This is a genomic window from Pedobacter psychroterrae (assembly GCF_004331695.1).
In the GTDB taxonomy this organism is placed as follows: domain Bacteria; phylum Bacteroidota; class Bacteroidia; order Sphingobacteriales; family Sphingobacteriaceae; genus Pedobacter; species Pedobacter psychroterrae.
Genome location: NZ_SJSL01000001.1, coordinates 264,772 through 288,413 on the forward strand (window position 1 = coordinate 264,772; position 23,642 = coordinate 288,413).

The window sequence follows — 23,642 nt, forward strand, 5'->3', positions numbered from 1 at the left end:
TTACTTTAATAGTTGATAGGCAATTAAACTTGCCACATAGGCCATAGCCGTCATATAAACGAGTTGTATCACCGGCCATTTCCATGACTTGGTTTCTCTGTATACAACAGCTACCGTGCTCATACATTGCATGGCAAAGGCATAGAATAGCATTAATGAAAAAGCAGTTGCAAATGTAAATACAGGCAATCCGGTGTCCGGGTTTCTCGCACCTCTCATCTTATTTCTAATGGTAGCTACTTCTCCATCGTTATCTACACTATAAATTGTGGCCATCGTACCCACAAACGCTTCTCTTGCAGCAAATGAGGTAATCAAAGCGATTCCTATTTTCCAGTCAAAACCTAAGGGTTTTATTGCCGGTTCTATCACGTGCCCCAGAATCCCTGCATAAGAATTTTCAAGCTTCTCAGCCGATCTGTCACGCTCCAGCGTACTAATTTGCGTGCTGTCTTTTTGGGCTTCTATAGCTGCATATTTTTTATCAATTGCCTCGAACTTATCTGATGGCCCAAAAGTGGCCAATACCCAGAGGATGATCGAAATTGCAATAATCACTTTACCTGCTTCAAAGACAAAAGTTTTGGATTTTTCATACATCGTATACAGTACATTCGACCACCTGGGCATTCTATACACTGGCAGTTCCATGATAAAGTATGATTTCTCTTTCGCTTTTATAAGAAACTTCATGATAAAAGCTACAATCACTGCCGCAAAAATGCTAATCAGATACATCCCCATTAAAGTAAGGCCTTGCAAATTGATGAATCCCCAAATCATTTTTTCCGGTACAACCAATGAGATCAGTAATGTGTAAACAGGCAGCCTGGCAGAACAACTAACCAAGGGGGCAACCATAATGGTGATGATCCGGTCTTTCCAGCTCTCTATATTCCGAGCACTCATAATGGAAGGAACAGCACAGGCCAAACTACCAATCATTGGTACTACTGACTTACCGCTTAACCCGAATTTACGCATTATTTTATCCATCATAAACGTCACTCTCGACATATAGCCTGTATCTTCAAGGATGGATATGAAAGCAAACAATATAGCAATCTGAGGAATAAATATAACCACTCCACCCAATCCGGCAACCACCCCGTCCAGAAGCAGATCGGTAAGCATACCTGCAGGAAGATGCTGATGCCCGAATTCCGTAAGCCATACAAAAGAATATTCAATGAGCTCCATTGGATAGGAAGACCACGAAAAAATAGAATTGAATATAAAAAACAATATGGCGATGAATATGGTAAATCCCCATACCCTGTGCGTTAATACTGCATCAAGCTTATCACTAAAAATAAATTTTCTGGCAGCTCCTGTATCTTCTACAACGCCGCTGAGGACTGTCCCAAGATACCGGTATCTGGATATTGTCTCTGCAGCCTGCAACTTGGAAGATTCGAAATGATGGTCCTTTTTTATCTGTTCAAAGATCTCATGGTCTGCTGAAGAAAAAATATTTAGCGGCAAATGCTGGTGCAGCAACTGCAGGGCTAAATAGTTATTGTCTGTTTTTATGTGCGATTTGACAAAATCAATGGCTTCCGGAGCCAAAACATGCATATCTGCACCTTCTGTCTGCGTAGCTATAACAGTTGTATTCCTAATCGCTTCTTTTAGTTCTGAAAGACCAGAATTATTTCTGGCAGAAATAGCTACAACCTGTATCCCCAGCCGTTCAGAAAGTTTATCAACATCAATATCGATTCCTTCCTTTTTAGCCATATCGGTCATATTCAACACCAATATAATCGGCAGGCCCAAATCGGCAACCTGTGTATAAAGCAATAAATTTCTGCGAAGATTTGTTGCGTCTACTACCAGAATTACAAGATCAGGATGACTGGAGTTCTTGCTATCAGCCAGTACCTGAAAAACAATGCTTTCATCTTTGCTTTTTGGATATAAACTATATGTGCCAGGTAAATCTATGATTTCAGCTTGCTTACTATCACTTAGCTTACAATAGCCTGTTTTCTTATCAACAGTTATCCCGGGAAAGTTTCCAATTTTCTGATTTAATCCTGTAAGCAGATTAAAAAGGGTTGATTTTCCTGTATTTGGATTACCAACAAGGGCAATTTTAATATCCTTTGCCAAATTACTACTGAATTATAATAATGGATGCTTCATTTTTACGTAAACAAAGCTGATAACCCGCAACACGAATTGCGATAGGATCTCCAAGGGGCGCAAAACGTTCAATTTCCACAGTTTCACCTGGCAGGCAACCCATCTCCATTAATTTAACGGACATTTCAAGATCTGTAAATGCTACTATAGTTCCTTGTTCTCCGGGGTTTAACTGTGAAAGTTTCATTTATATATTGTTAGTATTATCAAGTCGCAAGGTAGCCTTAATTTATAATAAATCCAAATAAGAGAAATGTAAATTTATGGAATAAAACGGCTTACATCCCTCTTGGATAGCTCGAATAGCTAACTTTTGGACATTGACAGCCTGGTTTGAAAATGCGACAACCAGCAAATAGCACCATAAATAACAATAAGAGTAATAAACTAATCCGTTCTTTCATTATAGTTTGATTTATGAAGTAAAATATAACTAAAAACACCCATAAAAACACCAATCATATCACAGCCAAAATCCCACCATTCCGCGGATCTGTAGGTAAAAAACTTCCATTGTGCCAACTCTATCAACCCCCCAAGGGCACCTGTAAAAATGATGATCTTAAAAATGGTTAAAGACCGGAAACTATAATTATGCTGATGCCTGATTTTGCCGTAGAAAAGAAATATCGTTAGCACAAAAAAAAAGCCTACATGTACCAGCTTATCAAAGCCTTTAAAAAAAATGCCTGATTCATTATTGTCATCAGGCATTTTGATATTGCAAAGTATAAAAATAAAGACAGTCCACAAAATGGCCCAACTTTGATATTTTAACTCTTTAATTTTATTCATTAATTATGCTCCTACAAGCGCTTTATAAGCATCAGCATCCAATAAGCCTTCTAATTCTGCCGTATCAGACAAAGTAACCTTAACCATCCATCCTTGTCCGTATGGATCAGAATTTACCAATTCAGGATTGTCATTAAGTACAGCATTTGTTTCCAATACAGTAGCTGTAACTGGCATAAAAAGATCTGAAACAGTTTTCACAGCTTCAACTGTACCAAAAACCTCATCTTTTGTAACCTCATCGCCCACGGTATTGATATCTATATATACAATGTCACCTAACTCACGCTGCGCAAAATCAGTAATGCCGATATATGCCTCATTACCTTCAATTTTAAGCCATTCATGGTCTTTTGTGTACTTCAATTCTGATGGAAAATTCATTTGTTTAAATTATTTTTCGTGAGTTAATATTTTTTGAAGCCCATCGCTTCGCGTGTCCAAAGGTAATTAATCTACCTCTTTATACCAATGCTAATTCAAGGTAATCCTTAAACTAAATCCGAAATTAGTGAATGCAGTATTAAATGTTTGTGAAGTGTAGGGTTTGGTAATGTTTGAATCGTAGAAAAGCCTGATGTTGAACCGCTGGTTCAATACATAATCTACACTTGGCCTTAAAGTAATGTTCTTAGCTCCAGAAGATACCTCAGCTTCAGCAATATCGGCCCTGTAGATCACCGTTTTATTATCCCTGAGTGCGATATCCAATTTAAAGTCCATGTTGTTTTCCATCTTTAATTGCTTGAACATTCCAAATGGAAATCTAAACTTGTTGGTCCGATAACCCAAACCAAAAACCATATTATTTTCCGATAGTTGGGCTAACTGACTATTAGACATACTCAAACCCAATAATCTGGAGCGGCCCAGTTCAAAATTAGCCGACACATTATTTTTGAAACGTGTATCAATTCCTATAAGCGGAGAAAACTGCTCAGCAATGGTAACCTGGGCATACTGATAAAAAGGAAGGAAGTTGCCATTTACATCCCGGCTGTTTACAGCTCCGTTTCTTTCTTCATATCTTACTAGAGAATTAAAGCTATTGACACTGTAAACTGATCTGTAGGAATGTCTGATGTCGATAGAACTAAATCGCTCGGCAAGAAAACCCAAGCGTGTTAGCCCCCTATAATTCAGACGCCAGTTGGGCAATGGGATTTTAGGAAAAGAGCTTAGGCTAGAAGATGCGGCATCCTTACCAGTATAGGCCGCCAGGAAGGCTGACACAACTACATCCTGTGAGCTTTTGTCATATCCATCGGCATATCCTGAAGACTTAGCGCCCGATGAATTTGAGTTCAATGCACCTAACCGCTGAGAAATGACCTGCCTGTTGACCATAAACTGGCTAAAAAGTCTTGAAGCCGTACCTCCTGCTTTCTCTGAAAATGCGGTACCTAATGATAAAAAGGAAACACTGTAATCTCCGGTTGTGTATGGGCTTAAATTTTCAAATCCGCTTAAGCTTGTATCATACCTAAAATTAGTGGAATAATTTAGTGTCCTATTTTTATTGGCAGTCAAGGTGATTACCAGATCCTGGATAGGTTCTACCATACTGCTAAAACTCAGGTCCTCTCTTAAAGTATTTATATAAAGCTGAGACTGAAGTGTATCTCTGGTAATCCATGCATTATTTAGGGCCATGCCCCTGATATCTTTCTGACTGCCAAATACAAAGCCCAGACCCGGTGCTCCCGTTATATTATCTATGCCTAAATAATTTGTAGTTGGCAGGTAACCGGGCAAAAAGATTCCTTTATTCTGAACATATGAGCCTACAATATTTTTAACACTGGTTAGCAACCCCACAAAAAAGTCAGCACTTGAACTTTTATCCCCCGCATCCTTGGCCCTTCTCACAAAACCAAACTTATTATATAGGCTGCTTAGGTTCAGATTGGGGTTGATCTGTATTATTCTTGAATTTTGAATCGTATTACCCATATCAATCAACGGATCTCTCAATGTTGATAATGGTTCTGTCTGCCAGTTAAAATTGGTTCCGTATCGCGTTGTAACGCTCAACCAGTCCAGTCCGGGAATCTTATTTATAGGCAAGTTGTAAGTAATGTTTAAGTTGTGGGAATAGTCTGTTGTTCTGCCTAGTCTTTTAAGATTTTGCCAAAGTGTATCTCTTTTTAATCCTTCAATACGGCCATCAGGTTCATCAATAATTGAATAGTTTGTTGCATCAAAATCCAGTGTCAGCGACCTCGTTAAATTCCAGGATATTCCATACACCCTTGTCACCAGGAAGTTCTTATTATAAGTGGTATTAATTGGAATAGAATTATTAGGATCGTTATTTCTAAGGCTATTCTCTGAATAATAACGGTCCAGATCTATTCTGAAATTAATTGAGTTAGGGAGCAGGCTAAAATTGAATTCTTTCAATAAAGCCAGCATATTTGATTTTATAATTTTATTAAAAGGCTCATAGCTCCTCGACTGAGCAGCATAATTATACGCCAGCGATCCTCTGTAAGTCTGTTGGATACTATTTTGGTTGATAAAATCCCTGTGTGCAAATTTTGTATTCGCATAGCTGGCATTTAAATTCTCTATATCCCACAGCTTTGGTATTTTATCCGGGTCTGTTCTTTCTTTACGCACATTGGTAAAGCTGATGCTGTTTCTGGATGTATAGTCTTGAGCATAATTCAAGATCTCTTTCTTTTCAGCTCTTGTGGCACCATCAAGTGCATTTTTCAACTCAACATCAGGAGTCCTTGGATCGTATTGAGGTGTACTTATCTGATTGGAATAACTTACAAACATAGGGATCTTTATCGCAGCCTTTTTAGGTAAGAATTTACCCAGCTCCATGCTTGATGAAATATCAAAAAACACATTATCCGCTCGGTTTCGTTCACTCACCCGCTTCTCCAGCGAACCAAAGCCTATCGTTGATTTACTACCTGATATATTAACATCTGCAAAATCGGCAAGCTGGGCATTCATCCTTGCTGTTGCTGCCCAGCCTCCGCGTTCATCAAATTCGGTAAGCCGAAGTTCATTAAACCAGACTTGGGCACTTTTATCCAGGCCATCATCCTCACCGGTACTGGCTTGTTTACGAAGTGGATTTTTAATACCTAGCATATATACCCTTACCTTACTCATATCGGGCTGCCCCTTTATGGTTATCGTTCTTCCATTTTCAACAAAATCAAAAGGAATATTTACAGGCCATGGCTGCCCATTCAGCAATGCCCTGTTCCGCGCAATTTTTGCATTCTGAAATACTTCCAGTTCAATATCCAACCGGTTTTGCTCAGGCCATATCGCATAAGGATCACTCGTGCCGGGGTTGGTCACTTTCAATGGCTGCGAATATTCATAATAGTTATCCTGATTGTCCGTCCCTATTCGCAAAAAGGCACTCAGCTCATTGTCATTAATCGTAGTGTTTGGAAGTGCTTCAAGGTGTATAAACATCTCCAGATGTTTATACGATCTGAAATCATTAATAGCAGTTTTAAATGCAGCCCTGCCATAGCCATCCCTTAAATTTTTGACGGTAACTGCCAGTGATTGCTCATTTTGTCTCGTATCTCCCCTGTAGTTACTAAAATCCTGTTCCCTTTCAATCCCTGGCGGCACCACATATGGAATAGGCACCCTTTTTCCATTTTCTTCTATATTTACTGTAGCCACTTCAATGGTAGAATTATCGGGATTTGCTGGTTGTAAGGCCTGGTCAACAATCACCTGCGAAGCATCATTATTAGCATTGTACTGTCGCCATTCACCTCTTACCAGTTGAATTTTCCCAAATCTTAGTACAGTAGTATCTGCAAAATTGGTAAGGAACATTCTCACAAAACGTATAGATTTAAAATCCTGGATACTTCCCACCTTTTGCTGGTATTGTGCCAACGGTATCCGGATCTGATACCAGGTGACAGGTTTGGTCTCACCATTGGCAAGCTTGACATCTGAAGTGACTTTATCAGTAACAAAGTTCTGGCCTACCATCAGATCTCCCGGACGCATAGATACCCGGTACTGAAAATACTCATCAGATTGCGTCATATTGTTATCCCTGTTGATATCTTCTCCATCAGGAAGTGATGTGGATGCAGAATTATCTACGCCAAAATCTTCTCTGCTTTGCTGAGGTGTTTTAGAATTCCCTTCCGTTCCGTTATATTTTTCATAGCGTTTCAATATCCCGGCATTTGCCTGATCTAATGCACCACTTCTGTAGTAAGAATAATCATCAGATGACGGATCATTGTCAATAGCTGCTGCTGCCTCAGCATTCAGTTGAGATTTTATCTGGTTGATAACTGCTGCGAACTTACCTTTTTCATCGGCATTACCTAAGCCATCCAATCCCACATCCTGACTTCTTCTTGCCACAGGATCATTATCAAAAGCCTGTACTACAGGCTGCAGCTTAGGCACCCTCCCCCAGTTTGTTTCATCATATTTTGTTGGATCACCGTCGGCCGGCAGTCCATTTTCCAATGACTTCCTGCCATCCTTTAAAATATCTTCTGAAATATTACCCAGGTTAAAATAAAGATCTCCACCGGCAGAATTTGGCTTATATATATTCGGATCCATTACCCAGAGCTCGATAAACTCAATATTCAGCGCTTCAAAATCATTGGTTTCAATCCGTCTGAACAATCCCCCCCATCTTGATTTTGGGTTTGTCAATGATCCATCCGCTCCAAAACCGGTAGTAGTATAGTTGTAATGACCCCTCAAAGTAGGATAAAAGGCTATATCAAGCGTTGGTAAAGTAATCGCCTGTCCAGTACTTGTCTCCTTAAACGGAAAAACTTCCTGTTCAATGATCTCTCTTACATAATGATTGGAAAGCTCGTTCCGGTTGTTTCTCAAATTTGCAGGTATATTACTTGCATTCCGGTTATAGAATGTAGGATCTATGTTATAAAATGCGACTCTTGCACGGTTAAATCCATAAGCAAGATTATCTATCAACTGAGATTCAGGAAATAGCTGTGGTGTTCCTGACAACTGCCAGGCAATTGCACTTTTAAGGTCAATAACTGATCTCGAAGCCTCAAAATCATCCAGGTAACTGATCCCGCTTTTCTGTCCTGCAAAATCCAGCGCCTTTGGATGTCCCGGAACAAGTTGCGCAAACTCCCCGGAGAAAGTAATATTTGAAGGAACTTTGGTAGAAATAAATGGCAACTTGTCAACAAGCTTCGTTAAAAACCTCGAGGCCGAGCTGTAGTTTACGTCCAGCCCCCAGATAGTGTTAGAAATTGGTTCTTCTCCAATATTCACCTTAGGGGTCAGCGGCTTCTCACTTAAATTCATAAATGTACCACCTAAATTCAGCTTATTATTTACTTTATAATCCAGCCTGGTCCCAAACAATGAACGTTGCTGCAAACCAAACAGCTCGTTATTCTCGGTCGATATTCTTATAGGTTGCCCCGAAACCAGCAATGCCGTATTCAATATTTGAACCCTGCCTCCCTGATAGTCGACTGTAAAATCGGTTCCTTCCTGTAGAGGGATGGTTCCGGCAAACACTTTTACTGACCCTTCCGGTACATTAATGGAGTTTAAACTAAATTCAGAAGCTATCTCAGACTGATAGCTCCCTTTTATGACGTACCTGTTCTGCCTGGTAAACAATTGCTGAGCAATCACTTTAGTGGAATCATACAGTGCAGTAAAAGTATATTTATCTATAAAAGCCTGTTCAGAGGGCAAAAACTGATCTGCCAGATCCTTACCAAACGGCTCGACTAACGGAAAGACAATCCTTCCATTTAGTGGGTCAATAGTTATGTAACCATTTTTTGTATTGGTAATCAGCACAGCATTACTATTACCTGAACTATTGGCAGAATTGCTGTTTCCAAAAGAATTTGCACCACTGTTTGTACCAAATGGGTTTTCTTCTGCTTCAAAATCAAATATACCGTCTGGCTTAAGTTCATCCTGCTGGTTTAAGCGATCCAGGCTGGCCACCTGTATCCACAATTTATCTTTCAGCGGCCTTTTAAATGCATCCAGTTTTTCCCCTTCGGTGATCACAGGTCTTTCAATTCCAGATTTCTCATCTATTCTAAGAATATCCAGCTTAAAATTCTGCTGACTGATCTGATATCCGCCGATAGAATAAATATTCTTCATCATCAGGTCCCAGGTCGGCAAATTGGTCTTTGTTGTTTCGTTCTTCAGCAATTTTGCAAACAACACCTTTGGTGTGGCCTGATCAAAAGGAACATCCGTAGAAAACTCACCTACCTGGTATTCTACCCCGTTAAAAGTATACCGGTAAGAAACAGCCAGCACCTCATCGGTATTCAATGAATTGTTTAAAGAAATATAGCCCAGTTTAGGGTGAAATGTAAATTCCCTGTCGGCAAGCTTCCTTGCGTAGGTCAGCTTAGCAAAGTTATCCGTGCCGGCGTTTGCCTGAAAGAATGAAATCACTGCGTTGGAATTGGTCTGTCGCGCTTCATCAGGCAGAACATCCAATAAATTGTTGGACGCTCTTGGAAAAAGCGGGTTTTTAAATCCTGATGGGAGTGCTGACTTTCCGCCTTCAATCTGTACCGTATTAAAAGGTCTGTTTTCTCCCAGGTCTATCAAGCCCAACACATCCCTCGAATCCTGGGTATTACCCGTTTTATTGGTGATCCATACTTCAATTTTAGTAATGATAATACCAGAGGTAATTGTCGGTGGATTTGACAGTGCCTTATTATAGTTTTCCCTGAAATATTGGGCTAAGAAATAATGTTTATTAGCTTCATAATTATCGGCACTGATCCTATACTCATTTTGCTGTGCACCATTGCTGATCTGTATTTCTCTTGATTGGGATTTTTGCTGTGTAAAAACAGTGTTTACGTTCAGTTTACCAAACTGCAATTGCGTTTTTACACCAAATAGTGTTTGGGTACCATTAATCAGCGTCGTGTTGAGCGGTAAGCTTACATTACCTGCTTCAATCTTTTTAATGATGTCATCTTCACCTCCTGTATAGTCCAGCTTAACCTGGTTTTCAAAATCAAACTGAGCCTCAGTATTGTAATTCATATTAACCTTCAGTTTGGTACCGATATTTCCGATAACATCCATCTGGATCCGCTGATTAAAATCGAAATTTCCCTGAACCCGCTGCTGCTCATTAAATAAAGGATTTTCATTCTTATTTATCCTGCCCAGGAATGTCAGTTCAGCTTCACCTCTCGGCTGAATGTCGATGGTTGTGCCGCCAAATATCCGCTCAAAAGCTTTACTGTTGATCTTTAAACTTGGAATAATCCCTGTCTTTCTTACATCCTCTATTTCCAGGTTTGAAAGAGAACGCCAGTTTTCCCTTTTAATCTCGCTGCTGATCAGACGCTGGTATTCTTCAACCGTCAGGTATTGTGGCGGTGCCAGCAAACGGTCTCCTATTAACTGCCTCACTATATATTTCTTGTTGACTACATCGTATTCAACATCTCTTTTTATATTGTCCGGCATCGGATAAAAGGGATTAGACAAAGACCTTAATCCCAATCGCTGTTTTTCTTTTATCCCAAAGGAATTCCTTGAGGTATCCCCCACAGATCTTGATGGAATCGTCTGCGAAAAAGTTTCTCCCGCCACAACCGATAACATTAAAAAGAAAATGAGTTTTAAGGCGTTTCTCAAGGGTTTAAAAAGATTATAAATTTTTTAAAGCCAGTTTGATCATTTGTTCTATTGACAAATCTGTTCCCCCGGTTTTTAATGCGTTCTCTATCGCTTTTTCTGAAGCGGGCTTAGCAAATCCCAGCATCATTAAGGCAGATAAAGCTTCTTCTTTTATAGTATTATTTAGCGGCGCGGCAATCAGCGATCCTGATCCTTCTTTCTTTAGCTTATCCTGTAATTCCAATACCAAACGCTGTGCAGATTTCACTCCTATGCCCTTTATACGCTGTATTAAGGGTAAATCAGCATTTACGATGGCTGTTTGTATTTCATTGGGGGTAATGGAGGAAAGCATCATTCTTCCCGTATTCGGACCAATGCCTGATACAGAAATAAGGTGCAGGAACAACCTGCGCTCACCCTCTTCGGCAAAACCATAAAGGGTATGTGCATCTTCTTTTATGTGAAGCCAGACGTACACCTTACAGCGTTCCTCATTAGCCAGGCTGCTATAGGTATTTAATGATATATTAAGATGATAGCCTATACCTCCGGCTTCTACTACAATATACGCAGGGCATTTAAAGGTTAGCCTACCATCAATATAATCATACATTCGTTTACTTTTTAGAAATTCGTTTTAATATACCACCTTTTTTGGAATTAGCCTCTTCCTCTTTCCCCTGTACATCTAAAACTGCGATCGTTACCATATTCACAATCTCTCTAACAGAGCTGCCTAGCTGCACAATATGTACCGGCTTTTTTAAACCCAGCAAAATTGGGCCTACTGCCTCGGCCTCTCCAAGTTCCTGTAACAATTTGTAAGCTATATTCCCCGATTCAAGATTAGGAAATATCAAGGTATTTGCCGGTGCCTCTACTAGTCTGCTAAAAGGAAAATTGTCTTTCAGCAATTCATTATTAATAGCAAAATTACCCTGCATTTCACCATCAACCACAATATGCGGATGTTGTTCATGCAATATTTTAACGGCTTTTCTTACCTTTTCAGGCACAGTCCCTTCATTTGAGCCAAAATTAGAATAAGAAAGCAAAGCAATTCTTGGCTGTATATTGAATTTCCTTACAGATCTTTCCAGCAGTAAAGTCAGATCTACCAGTTCCTCTACCGTTGGGTCAACGTTTACCGTTGTATCTCCAAAAAATACAGGTCCCTTTTTAGTCATCATCATATACATCCCTGCCACACGGTTCACGCCTTCTTCAGTCCCAATGATCTGTAAAGCAGGCTTAATGGTAGTTGCATAGTTTTTTGTCAGTCCTGAGATCAGTGCATCTGCTTCACCAAATTCTACCATTGAGGCACCAAAATAATTTCTGTCACGCAGAAATTTGTTAGCTTCAAGTGACGTAATCCCTCTTCGCTGTCTTTTTTCATACAGGGCATCTGCATACTTAGCCATCCGAACCGGTTCTTCAAAAGGATCCATGATCACTACACCTTCCAGATCCAGTGCATTCTCTTCGATGATCTTTTTGATGATCTCTTTATTGCCCAGCAATATTGGGATGGCAATGTTTTCATCTTTAACGATCTGGGCAGCTTTCAGTATTTTATAGTTATCCGCCTCTGCAAATACTACACGTTTCGGATCAGACTTAGCTTTACTCGTAATGGCACGCATGATCGCATCATCTCCGCCCAATCTGCGTTTTAGCTGCTCTTCATAAGCATCCCAATCCGTTATCACCTTACGTGCCACACCCGATTCTATTGCCGCTTTGGCAACCGCCAGTGATACATTGGTCAGCAGGCGCGTATCCATCGGCTTAGGAATAATGTACTCCTTCCCGAACTTGATGTTTTTCTGATTATAGGCCATGTTAACAGCCTCTGGTACTGATTTTTTTGCCAATTCCGCAATGGCATTTACCGCAGCTATTTTCATTGGCTCATTGATCCCGGTAGCCCTTACATCCAGGGCTCCTCTAAAGATGTATGGAAAACCCAGCACATTATTCACCTGGTTTGGATAGTCGGAGCGACCGGTAGCCATGATCAGGTCTTTGCGTGAATTAATGGCCAGTTCATAAGCAATTTCCGGATCAGGATTTGACATGGCAAACACAATTGGGTTTTTTGCCATAGACTTCAGCATTTCCTCTGTTACACAGTTGGCAGACGACAAGCCGATAAATACATCCGAATCTTTCATCGCCTCAGCGAGTGTATCCAGCTTCCTTGAAGTAGCAAACTCAGCCTTTATCTCATCCAGGTTTTCCCTGGTGTTTCTAATCACACCAGAGCGGTCACACATGACAATATTTTCCTTTTTAGCTCCCAACGACACGTACAATCTGGTACAGGAGATAGCCGCAGCACCGGCGCCATTCACTACAATCCTGATTTTTTCCATTTTCTTACGCTGCAGTTCACAGGCATTGATCAATGCTGCTGCAGAAATAATAGCGGTGCCATGCTGGTCGTCATGCATCACCGGAATATTCATCTCTTCCTTCAGTCTGCGTTCTATTTCAAAGCACTCGGGAGCTTTAATATCTTCCAGGTTTATTCCACCAAATGTAGGCTCAAGGGCCTTTACTATCTTAACAAAATCATCTACATTTTTAGTATCCAGTTCCAGGTCAAAGACATCAATGTCTGCAAATATTTTAAATAACAGACCTTTTCCTTCCATCACGGGTTTACCCGCTGCAGCCCCGATATCACCTAAGCCTAATACCGCCGTACCATTACTGATCACGGCAACTAAATTACCTTTGGCTGTATATTTGTAAACTTCGTCAGGGTTTTCTGCTATCCTTAAACATGGCTCGGCCACGCCTGGTGAGTAAGCTAACGCTAAGTCTCTTTGGGAGTTAGTTGGTTTTGTCGGTACAACCTGAATTTTACCGGGCCGACCCTGAGAGTGGTAATCTAAAGCATCCTGTTTCCTGTTTATTTTACTCATAAATGGTCAATTGTAAAATGCCAAAGTTACAATTCTTTTAGTTAGCCCTAAAATAAAAAAAGCCCTTTGAAATATCCAATTACAGCGTGGAAATTGCATTAATGAACAAGTTGAACAAGAATTACCGCTTTGTAAATTACCCCTTAAATCTGCCGGAAATTGCAGATTCACCAGAAGCACTAAATACTTTTAGCTTTTGACCGGGTACGATCGTAGTGCCCTTTAATTTGTTCCAGACCTTAAGGTCCTGTACCTCTACATTATACTTATCAGCTATGGTACTCAAATTCTGGCCTTTACCAACCTTATGAAAGAAAAACAATGGCTTTTTTAGAACTTTTTTAGACAATCTCCTATCATCATTCGATGCCAGCACAACTTTCATATTACCACCGATATCAGTATTAAGTATATCATAGATTTGAGCATAATCCTCAAAGCTTACTTTTGGTATAATGATCCGTTTTGGACTATCATCTGTCCCGTTTACTATTTTCTTCTTGTAGGATGGGTTTAGCAGACTGAGCTCCTGTTCATCCATATCTAATGCTTTTGCCAGTTCAGGAATAGAAACAAAATGGCTTACCTGTACCGTATCAGTAATCCTGGTATAAGTTGCTGTCTGCGATTTTATTTGGTGCTTATCAGAGCAGTTCATTACATACATAGCTGCTATAAATGCAGGCACATAATTTCTGGTTTCCAAAGGAAGGAATCTTCTTAACTCCCAAAAATCCCTCGAATCAGCCTTCTCCATTGCCCGCTTCACATTACCCATTCCGCAATTGTAAGCGGCTATTGCTAAAAGCCAGTCTCCAAGCTCTTCATAAGCATCCCTGAAATAAGCAGCAGCGGCGTAGCTTGCCTGGATAGGATCTTTACGCTCATCAACAAAATTGTCCATGTTTAGTCCGTAGCCCTTTGCTGTACTAAACATAAACTGCCATATTCCTGTTGCCCCAACACGCGAAACAGCATGAGGGTTCATAGAAGATTCAATGATTGGAAGATATTTAATCTCTTCGGGAATATTATAGCTGTTCAGCGCTTTTTCAAAAATAGGAAAGTAATAGTCTGATAGTCCAAGCATTTTACCCATCATGTCTTTACGATTGCTATAAATAGCTATATATCTCTGAACATGTTCATTATAACTAAGCGGTACGATCTTCTGAATAGAATCCAGCCGGTTTTTATAGGTGAAATTATAATCCGTAAACATCATTGCTTCCGGCACTAACGGCACGGAAGTTGTATCATTCAGCTCAATTGTATGCGGTTGTCCTACTGCCAGGAAGCTGGTTAAGATTAGAAATAAGCAGGCTGTAAAGTGTACTTTTAGTTTCATAGGCAATCATATCAGTTGTCTTGATCTTGCGTATTTAAAAATTCGTTGGAAAGACTAAGCAGTTCTTTTTCATGGAAGTGCTTGGCCATTAATTGAATACTTAACGGCAAACCATCTGAATTATTGCCCAGTGGTACCGCAATTGCAGGAATACCTGTCAAGGAAGCCAATACTGTAAATATATCTGCCATATACATTACCAGCGGATCATCAATATTTTCTCCGATCTTAAATGCCGGGGTAGGTGTGACAGGAGTGATGATCACGTCAAAGTCCATTAGCATGGATTCCATCTTTTCCCTGATCAGCCTTCTCACCTGTTGCGCCTTTTGATAATAAGCATCATAATATCCTGCACTCAGTACAAATGTTCCCAGCAGGATGCGTTTCTTAACCTCATCTCCAAAACCTTCGGCCCTTGATTTCTTATATAATTCATTAAGATTAGTAGCCTCCAGATTACGGTGACCATAATGCACCCCGTCATATCTTGACAGGTTTGACGAGGCTTCAGCAGTAGTAAGCACATAATACGCAGGCACTAAATAATCCAGCAGATCAAATGAAACATATTCTATGGAATGGCCCTGAGCTTTAAAAACTTCAATGGCTTCCAAAATAGCCGCTTTAATGTCTTTATCAAGCGCCTCACTTTCCAGGGTTTCTTTTAATACCGCAATTTTCTTTTTTGATCCGGCGCTGAGACCCGCAGTATAAGCAGGTACTGCCTCCCTTGATACAGTGCTATCATGATCGTCGGCTCCGGCCAATACTTCCAGCAACAATGCAGCATCACCAACAGAAGAGGTAATGGTACCCACCTGATCAAAAGATGAGGCGTAAGCAATTACTCCATAACGTGAAATACGGCCATAGGTTGGTTTCAAACCAATACAGCCACAAAAAGCAGCTGGCTGCCTTACTGACCCTCCAGTATCTGTCCCAAGTGCAGAAAGGCACATATCTGCCTGTACTGCTACCGCCGAGCCACCTGAAGAGCCCCCCGCAACTTTCTCCGGATTTGCAGCATTTTTTACTGCCCCATAAAAAGAAGTCTCATTAGAACCGCCCATCGCAAACTCGTCGCAGTTCAACCGCCCTATGATGACTGCATCTTCATTGAGCAGACGTTCAACTACAGTTGCAGAATAAGGCGAAACAAAACCTTCCAGCATCCTGGAAGAGGCTGTAACTTCATGGTCTTTATAACAAATATTGTCCTTGATTCCAATCACCATACCAGCAAGTCTTCCGGCAGAACCCTTATCTATCTTTTCCTGAACAAGTCTTGCCCGTTCAGCTGCTGAATAAAAAAACACCTCATTAAATGCGTTGAGGTGTTGATGAGTTTCTATTTGCTTGAAATAATACTGCAATAACTCAGGCAAACTGAGTTTTTTTTGACCAATAAGTGCTTGTATCTCTGCTAAGGAGCTATACTTCTTCAATTTCAAGAATACATTTTAGGATTAAAAATTCTGTTCGGAAAACCCTACAAAGGTTTATCAGTATTGGTGTGTTTACGATCTACCGGATCATTACCATCTAAACCATCCTTACCATCTTTAAATTCTTTAATCCCTTTACCAAGACCACGCATTAGTTCAGGAATTTTTCTACCTCCGAAAAGCAATAATACAATTACAAGGATGATCGCAATTTCTGCGCCTCCAAGGCCCAGGGCTAATATTGTTGTATTTAACATGATATTTTAGTTAAAGTTGAGTTTTATCTGTTTCTATTCTTGTGTTCTGGTTATCATTTTCCGCCACAGGTTCTGTTTTATCAAAATTTATAGCGCTTTTTTCAGTATCCCCTGCATACATATGCTCACTTACTTCAGGTTCTGAAGGATGGTGGCGATTGTTATTATTATGATCACTGATCATCGAATCAACCTCTTCAACTATACCTACGGAGTTTATGTTACGATGGATTTCTCTTTTAACACCTTCTGATGCATCTTTGAAATCCCTGATCCCTTTTCCCAGTCCCCTTGCCAGTTCAGGCAATTTTTTACCTCCAAATAACAAAAGTACAACAGCCAAGATAAGCATTATCTCGCCTCCGCCCATGTTCAGGAAATCTATTAACGTTCCTCTATACATCTTCTTCTCTGGTTTTTATTTTATTGTGTACAAACTTAGATAAAATTTTTATCGATCTCTAAGTATTTATTGTTCAATTTTTTTATTTAGCAATCCAGGCTTCAGGATTTTGGGCTACCATACCCCGCCTGATCTGGAACTGTAACTGCGGTGTCCCTTCTGAATTTGCAACGGTGCCAATGGTTTGTTTAGTACTTACTTCTTCCCCTTTTGCAACAGTAACCGATTTCAGGTTTTGGTAAACCGTGAAATACTGCCCATGCTGGATCAGCACGAAATATTTACCAAACTGATCCATTACTGTGGTCACTTTACCATTAAATACCGCTCTTACAGGGGAATTTTCTGCAGTTTCGATATTTACACCATCATTTACATAAGATGCCTGTCCTTCCATGTGCTTTCCGAAGCGCTCAGTAATAGAACCTGTAGCAACCGGCCATGGCAAAGCCCCCCGGTTACTCTCAAATGCGGTCGACAATTTTGCAGCTTCAGGCGTAGCAGTCAGGTATCCGGCAGTTGTCTTTGCTTTGGCAACCGGTGCCGGTTTATTATCTGCTTTTGCACTTGCTGCGGCCAAACGTTCTTCATCTTCCGCCTTTTTCCTTGCTATTTCAATCTCACGTGCAATTGCAGCACGTATATTCCTGTCCAGTTGTACCTGAAGCTTTTTACGTTCACTGATGTCTTGTTTGTATTGCCGCTCCTCTTTGCTAAATTTATTGAGGACCTTTGACTGTTCATTCTTATTCTTGCCCAGCTTATTTTTTTCATTCTCCTGCTCATGCAGCAGGCTGCTCTTTTCTTTAAGGTTCTTATCCAGGATAACGATCTTATAGTTAAGGTCTTTTTGCTTACCCTGTATATAATCGGCCTGCTTTTTACGATACTGTCCAAATTGTTGGAGGTATTTTATCCGCATATATGCCTGGTTAAAATCCCGGGCAGCAAAAATGAACATCATTTTATCATAGGAACTCCTGTTTCTCTGAGCAAACCGGATCATACTTGCATACTCCTTTTTAAGCTGACCCAGTTGCCCTTTAAGATCCTGAACGGTATTGGTGTTCTCATGGATCTGGTTATCCAGATTTTTCATTTCCGAATTTATTACGCCTATCTTATTCTGCATCAAACGAATCTTAGCATTCAGCGAATTGATCTGACTTAACGTCAGCCGCTTATTGTTTGCCACCTTATTCGCATTCTTCTGCAACAGGTCGATCTCTCGTTGCAACGCTTCCTTTTTTCTTTTCAGTTCTGCACTGCTCTGCCCAAATGCAATAGAAGCAGACAGTAAAAACAACACAAGAAATAATAATTTATATAGCTTCATCTCTATCAAAAGTATAAAAAAATCAGTTTACCAGTTCATACTTAGCCGGAACACTAAACGGAAACTCCAGCACAAGGTTACGTTCTATAGCCGTATACTCCAACTCAATATTCACCCTTCTTGTTCCAGCCATCGAATTGATGGTTAATCCATTTGGAATCTTTGTTCCACCCACATTAAGATATGCCCCACTATAAACTATCTTTAAAGCCTGTCCGCTTTTAGCATCGTTTATATTGGTTTCTTTAATCTTCATCATCGCATCAAAAAGCACTTTATAGGCCAGCGTTTCTTTTTCTCCCTGTAGTTTCCATACCCCGTTCTCTTCCGCTATATCTGCCTGCTCGGTTAAAAACTCCGTAATTGTATTGCCTGCAAGTATCGACTGCAGCCATTGAAAATTTACCTGCTTGCTGGTATATCTATGTATATAACTAAACGGCTTCTTCAGGTAAACTCCCTGGATATTATTTCTAACCTTAATACTGTCTGCTGTAATTAAAGCCCGCGCTACTTCTATACCGGCAAAAGCAGTAATACTGACCCAGATCTGCTTATCATTTTCCATCCTGATGTTCATCGCAGCATTGTTCTTATTACCGTTAATATCCAGATTAGCCTTTACCTTAATAGATAAGGTCTTAAAAGAAACATCCTTGGATTTCAGCAGCTTGATATTCTCAGACTTTTTTTTGCTCAGCTCATTTACAGGAGGCGGACTAACGGTCACAGTAACGGCTGGCTTTCTTGCTTTACACCCAGCTATCGCAACAATCAGTAGTACCAGTAAAATGCTATTTAATATATTTCTTTTCATTGATCTTCTTGTTTAATAGCTCAGTATCTCTCCCTGCAGCTTTAGCTTTTTTCCAGTTTGTCATTGCCAGTGCCGAATCTCCTGTCAAATACAAAATATCTCCCATCAGTTCAAGATAAAGCGGGTTTTCGGCATCCAGCTCCAACGCGATTTTAACATTGGTCAATGCTGCTTCATATTTACTGTCATTTTCCAGTGCCAATGCCATATAATAATACAGAATCGCCTGATTTGGATAAATTGACAAGGCTTCATCGGCTATCTTAACGGTTTCTTTATACTTACCCAAAGTAGTCTGGATACTCAAAACCTGTTCCCAAACCTGATAAATCTGATCTGTCAGCTTCAACACTTCATTAAACTGTGCCAGTGCGCCATTCAAATCCCCCTGCCTGTATAGTATGTCACCATATAGTGCCATTACTCCAGGCTCACCTGGGTGTACCTTTACAGCAATCTTTGCCAGTTCCGCGGCTTCATTCGCCAGTTGCTGACTCCTGGTTCCGCTCAGCATCATCATGACTATTTTTACCTTTTGGTCTGCCGGCATCTCCGGATTTCCAAAAGCATTCATTAAAGCTGCATGTACGTCAGCGTATTTTTTCAAACCTTTATAAACATCGGCAATTGCCAGATCAACCTCAAAGGCATCTGCATCCAATGACCTGGCTTTTTTAAGAACGTTTAATGCATCCTCATGTTGTCCTTTTTCCAATAAAACACTGCTCGCATACAAAAGGCTTTTCACATCCTCATCTTCTGAAATCAGCTTATTTACCTCCTGCTTGCTCAGTCCATCCTTTTTCTCCATGCTGACACGCTGCCTTGCCTGATTGAGCGCTTCAGAAGCACCAAATTTCTTCTCCAGATCTTCATAGCCCTTTAGCGCCTCTTCCACTTTACCACTAAGCAACAAGGCATTGCAACGGTCAAAATAATAAGCATCATTTTCAGGAGCAAGCCTGATCAAATGATCAAAAACCGGCACAAGATCCTCCATATCACCTTTTCGCTTGTACAGTTCTGCCAGCAACTTCCAGTACCATACGTTATTGGCGTCCAATACTGTTGCACGTTTTACAGCTATTTCAGATTCATTGAGCTTATTCTGTCTGAAATTCAGTGTGGCGATCTCATAATGTACGGCTGCATTGTTGGCATCCATTACCAGTACCTTATTAAAGCTCTCCAGGGCCTTTGGATAATTCTCATTCATTTTATCTTTCAGCCCTGCAAAAAACAATGTTTTTATCACGTTGCTGTCCAGAACAGAAAGCACAGGCTGCTGTGCAAAAGCAGGTACCTCTACAAAGAACAACAACAATAAAAACCAACTGTTTCTCATATTCAATTATTTACCGGTATGCCCGTAACCACCGGCACCCCGTGCCGTATCATTTAGTTCAGTCACAGACTCCCAGCTAATGGTCTCATGTTTTGCAATGACCATCTGAGCTATCCTGTCGCCATTGTTTACTACAAAATCCGTATCCGAAAGATTCACAAGTAACACTTTAATCTCTCCCCGGTAATCTGCGTCTATTGTTCCCGGAGCATTCACAATACTGATCCCATGTTTATAGGCCAGTCCGCTGCGCGGCCTGATCTGCGCCTCATAACCTACCGGAAGTTCTATATATAAACCAGTTGGAATCAAAACACGCTGCAAAGGTTTAATCGTGATCTCACTTTCTGTAAAAGCACGCATATCCATGCCCGCAGCATGAGCCGTTTCATATTGGGGCAAAGCATGCCCTGAATTATTAATGATGTTAATGTTCATTTTAAAATTTATTTCTTCTTTAATATAAGTTTCAACTGATCCTTTTCAAAATAGAACACACCTGCCGTAAAAACCAGTAGCAGTATATTCCCAATATAAATATTCCTTTTAAATACCCAAAACGAAAGCACCACCAGCACAACCGATACCAACAGGTAAGCAGAAATACGTTTCAGTTCATAAGGTATCGGGTAGTGACGCTGCCCCAGAACATATGAAATCACCATCATAACAAAGTAGGCCAGCATAGATACCCAAGCTGAACCCATATAGCTATATCTTGGAATCAGGACAAAGTTCAGCCCAATGGTCACCGCAGCACCTACCAATGAAATATAAAGTCCATACCGCGTCTGGTCAGACAAGCGGTACCAGATGGCCAGATTACTATATATGCCCAAACAGACATAACCAAATAACAGGTATGGCACCGCGGGAAGCCCTACCCAATATTCTGCGATATGCTCAGCATCCCTGCTGATAAAGTACTTTAGAATTTCGATATTCGCTACCAGTCCCACAAAGATCAGCGTAAGTGCGATTACAAAATAACGCAAGATGAGCGCATAGGTATTCTTCGCGTTTTCATTCTTTGCGTGACTAAAAAAGAAAGGCTCTGCTCCCAGTCTGAATGCCGTTATGAAAATACTCATAAAGATAGCAATCTTGCAGACCGCTCCGTATATCCCTACGTCTCTGTCAGCAATGGCGACCGGCAATAATTCGCTAAGCGCTATTTTATCCAAATTTTCATTGACGATGAATGATAAATTGGCCACCAGCACCGGCCAGGAATAAGTGAACATCTTTGCAAAAAGTTCTTTATCAAACCTCAACTGCAGTTTCAAAAATTCAGGCAGCAGCATTAAAAATGTTGCCAGACTGGCAATCAGGTTCGATATGAAAACGTAACCTACCCATTCTGTCTTGTACCAGGCAGACATCCATCCGGCCAGCGGCCAGTCATTCGCTGCCATAGCAGGAACCGCCTTAATAAACAAGAGGTTAAATGCTACAAAAATACCAATGTTTGAAAATTTGATGATGCTGTATTTCACAGCTCTGTCTTCAGCTCTCAGTCTGGCAAAAGGAATTACACAAATCGCATCGACAAACAGGATCCAGATAAAACAGCTTACATAATTCTTGTAATCATTCAGTTGCGCGGGATCTGATGTTAGATAAGCTGCTATGGAATTGCGAAAGACGAGACCCGTCAGCAAAAATAACGTTGCTATACCTGCAATGCAGAGAAAGGAATTGTTATATACCTCCTGTTTTTTGTCCTCATGTTTGTTCAAATACCTGAAATAAGTACTTTCCATTCCAAAGGCAAGCACAGCATTGATCAGCGAGGCATACGCAAAAAGCTTGGTCAGAATCCCGTAGGTGGCAGAACCATAGGCACGGGTATAAATAGGCGTCAGGATAAACCCGAACAACCGCGACAATACAGTGCTGACACCATATATCGCAGTCTGACCCATAAACTTTTTCAAAACCGACATCCTATTTTTTTAAGATCACAAAGTTTTTAAAATCCTTCAGTTCACCTGCATTAACACTCCAAGTCTCTACTTTCGCCCTGTCCGGTCCTTCATTACACCAGTCAATAAACGAATCCAGTTCCCATTGCTCACCTTCTGCTTCTATATAAACCGTTCCGTCCGGCTCATTTCGTACAAATCCTTTTATCCCGGACTGATCGGCTACATACTTTGTGGTCTCCCTAAATCCCACACCCTGTACCCTGCCCACCAGCACAATATTTACATGCACTATTTTCATATATTAAATGTTTTAACCTTGCCTATTCCCACGATAAAATCCTTCCATATCTCGTCCAGTATTACGGCAGCCGGACGAATTTCTTTCAACATAGCCGATACCTGACCTATCTCCAGCTCACCTTCTGCCATATCGCCTTCAAACATACCTAATTTTGCCCTTGCACGCCCCAAAAGCGCTACCAGTGTTTCGGCATTTGCTCCAGAAGCCTCTGCGGCTGCCACCTTATCTGCAAATTCATTTTTCAGCAGCCTTACCGGAACCAGCTTCTTCATCCTGAGCCTGGTATCTCCTTCCTCGGCATTCACAATGCTTTCTTTAAAATTCAGGTGTGCCGATGATTCTTCAGCTACGGCAAAGGCCGAGCCAATCTGTACCCCCTCAGCACCCAAAGCAATAGCCGCCAGCATAGCTGCCCCGCTTCCAATGCCGCCCGCAGCGATCACTGGAATGTTAACTGCCGCGCATACCATTGGCAGCAGGCACATCGTAGTAGTTTCTTCTCTTCCATTATGCCCTCCCGCTTCAAAGCCTTCAGCCACGATAGCATCCACCCCGCATGCTTCTGCCTTCAAAGCAAATTTGCTATTGGCGATCACATGCACTACTACAATTCCTTTTTCTTTTAAAAACGAGGTCCAGCTTGCAGGATTGCCTGCTGAAGTAAACACGATCTGTACCTCCTCTTCTACCAGGATCTGCATGATCTCCTGCACATTCGGATACAACAGCGGAATATTTACTGCAAAAGGCTTGGTCGTAGCTGCTTTACATTTCACAATGTGCCTGCGCAATACATCAGGGTACATAGACCCTGCCCCGATAATGCCCAGTCCCCCTGCGTTCGACACTGCCGAAGCCAGTCGCCAGCCACTGCACCACACCATGCCAGCCTGTATAATTGGATAGTTAATATCAAATAGCTCTGTGATCCTGTTCTTCATATAC

General features: G+C 40.9%; 18 protein-coding genes. All 18 read right to left on the bottom strand.

The window, feature by feature from the left end:
* Complete coding sequence (feoB, locus tag EZ437_RS01160) at window positions 1–2,115, bottom strand: ferrous iron transport protein B (protein WP_131592346.1); 2,115 nt, start codon at window positions 2,113–2,115, stop codon at window positions 1–3.
* 4 nt (window positions 2,116–2,119) lie between these two features.
* Window positions 2,120–2,335: a FeoA family protein gene (locus EZ437_RS01165; RefSeq protein ID WP_131592348.1), complete on the bottom strand. Its 216-nt coding sequence runs from the start codon at window positions 2,333–2,335 to the stop codon at window positions 2,120–2,122.
* Between the two features lie 200 nt (window positions 2,336–2,535).
* A complete protein-coding gene (locus EZ437_RS01170) occupies window positions 2,536–2,943 on the bottom strand; it encodes a VanZ family protein (RefSeq protein ID WP_131592350.1) in 408 nt (135 codons plus the stop codon).
* A 3-nt stretch (window positions 2,944–2,946) separates the two neighbouring features.
* Entirely contained in the window at window positions 2,947–3,327 is a 381-nt protein-coding gene (gene gcvH, locus EZ437_RS01175) for a glycine cleavage system protein GcvH (protein WP_131592352.1), read from the bottom strand.
* Window positions 3,328–3,417: 90 nt separating this feature from the next.
* Window positions 3,418–10,563, bottom strand: a complete 7,146-nt coding sequence (gene sov, locus EZ437_RS01180) for a T9SS outer membrane translocon Sov/SprA (RefSeq protein ID WP_131592354.1) — start codon at window positions 10,561–10,563, stop codon at window positions 3,418–3,420.
* Between the two features lie 46 nt (window positions 10,564–10,609).
* Entirely contained in the window at window positions 10,610–11,194 is a 585-nt protein-coding gene (ruvA, locus tag EZ437_RS01185; RefSeq protein ID WP_131592356.1) for a Holliday junction branch migration protein RuvA, read from the bottom strand.
* Between the two features lie 4 nt (window positions 11,195–11,198).
* Window positions 11,199–13,514 (bottom strand): NADP-dependent malic enzyme, encoded by a 2,316-nt coding sequence (locus EZ437_RS01190; RefSeq protein ID WP_131592358.1) that lies wholly within the window; start codon window positions 13,512–13,514, stop codon window positions 11,199–11,201.
* A 136-nt stretch (window positions 13,515–13,650) separates the two neighbouring features.
* Window positions 13,651–14,862 carry a lytic transglycosylase domain-containing protein gene (locus EZ437_RS01195; RefSeq protein ID WP_131592360.1) on the bottom strand — a complete coding sequence of 404 codons (1,212 nt, stop codon included), beginning with the start codon at window positions 14,860–14,862 and terminating at the stop codon, window positions 13,651–13,653.
* A gap of 11 nt (window positions 14,863–14,873) precedes the next feature.
* Window positions 14,874–16,316: an Asp-tRNA(Asn)/Glu-tRNA(Gln) amidotransferase subunit GatA gene (gene gatA, locus EZ437_RS01200; protein ID WP_317126410.1), complete on the bottom strand. Its 1,443-nt coding sequence runs from the start codon at window positions 16,314–16,316 to the stop codon at window positions 14,874–14,876.
* A 38-nt stretch (window positions 16,317–16,354) separates the two neighbouring features.
* Window positions 16,355–16,567 (bottom strand): Sec-independent protein translocase subunit TatA/TatB, encoded by a 213-nt coding sequence (locus tag EZ437_RS01205; protein ID WP_131592362.1) that lies wholly within the window; start codon window positions 16,565–16,567, stop codon window positions 16,355–16,357.
* A gap of 10 nt (window positions 16,568–16,577) precedes the next feature.
* Window positions 16,578–16,970 carry a Sec-independent protein translocase subunit TatA/TatB gene (locus EZ437_RS21995; RefSeq protein ID WP_131592364.1) on the bottom strand — a complete coding sequence of 131 codons (393 nt, stop codon included), beginning with the start codon at window positions 16,968–16,970 and terminating at the stop codon, window positions 16,578–16,580.
* Between the two features lie 82 nt (window positions 16,971–17,052).
* Window positions 17,053–18,306: a murein hydrolase activator EnvC family protein gene (locus EZ437_RS01215; protein ID WP_131592366.1), complete on the bottom strand. Its 1,254-nt coding sequence runs from the start codon at window positions 18,304–18,306 to the stop codon at window positions 17,053–17,055.
* A gap of 22 nt (window positions 18,307–18,328) precedes the next feature.
* On the bottom strand, window positions 18,329–19,123 hold the full coding sequence (locus EZ437_RS01220; protein ID WP_131592368.1) for a DUF4292 domain-containing protein: 795 nt from the start codon (window positions 19,121–19,123) through the stop codon (window positions 18,329–18,331).
* The gene (locus EZ437_RS01225; protein ID WP_131592370.1) at window positions 19,101–20,468 is read right to left on the bottom strand and encodes a tetratricopeptide repeat protein; all 1,368 of its coding nucleotides are present in this window, start codon (window positions 20,466–20,468) and stop codon (window positions 19,101–19,103) included. The genes EZ437_RS01220 and EZ437_RS01225 overlap by 23 nt, the downstream gene beginning before the upstream one ends.
* 6 nt (window positions 20,469–20,474) lie before the next feature.
* On the bottom strand, window positions 20,475–20,906 hold the full coding sequence (gene dut, locus EZ437_RS01230; protein ID WP_131592372.1) for a dUTP diphosphatase: 432 nt from the start codon (window positions 20,904–20,906) through the stop codon (window positions 20,475–20,477).
* An 8-nt stretch (window positions 20,907–20,914) separates the two neighbouring features.
* Complete coding sequence (locus EZ437_RS01235) at window positions 20,915–22,414, bottom strand: lipopolysaccharide biosynthesis protein (RefSeq protein WP_131592374.1); 1,500 nt, start codon at window positions 22,412–22,414, stop codon at window positions 20,915–20,917.
* 1 nt (window position 22,415) lies between these two features.
* Window positions 22,416–22,694, bottom strand: a complete 279-nt coding sequence (locus EZ437_RS01240) for an acylphosphatase (RefSeq protein ID WP_205942625.1) — start codon at window positions 22,692–22,694, stop codon at window positions 22,416–22,418.
* On the bottom strand, window positions 22,691–23,638 hold the full coding sequence (locus EZ437_RS01245) for an NAD(P)H-dependent flavin oxidoreductase (protein WP_131592376.1): 948 nt from the start codon (window positions 23,636–23,638) through the stop codon (window positions 22,691–22,693). The genes EZ437_RS01240 and EZ437_RS01245 overlap by 4 nt, the downstream gene beginning before the upstream one ends.
* Window positions 23,639–23,642 lie beyond the last annotated feature (4 nt).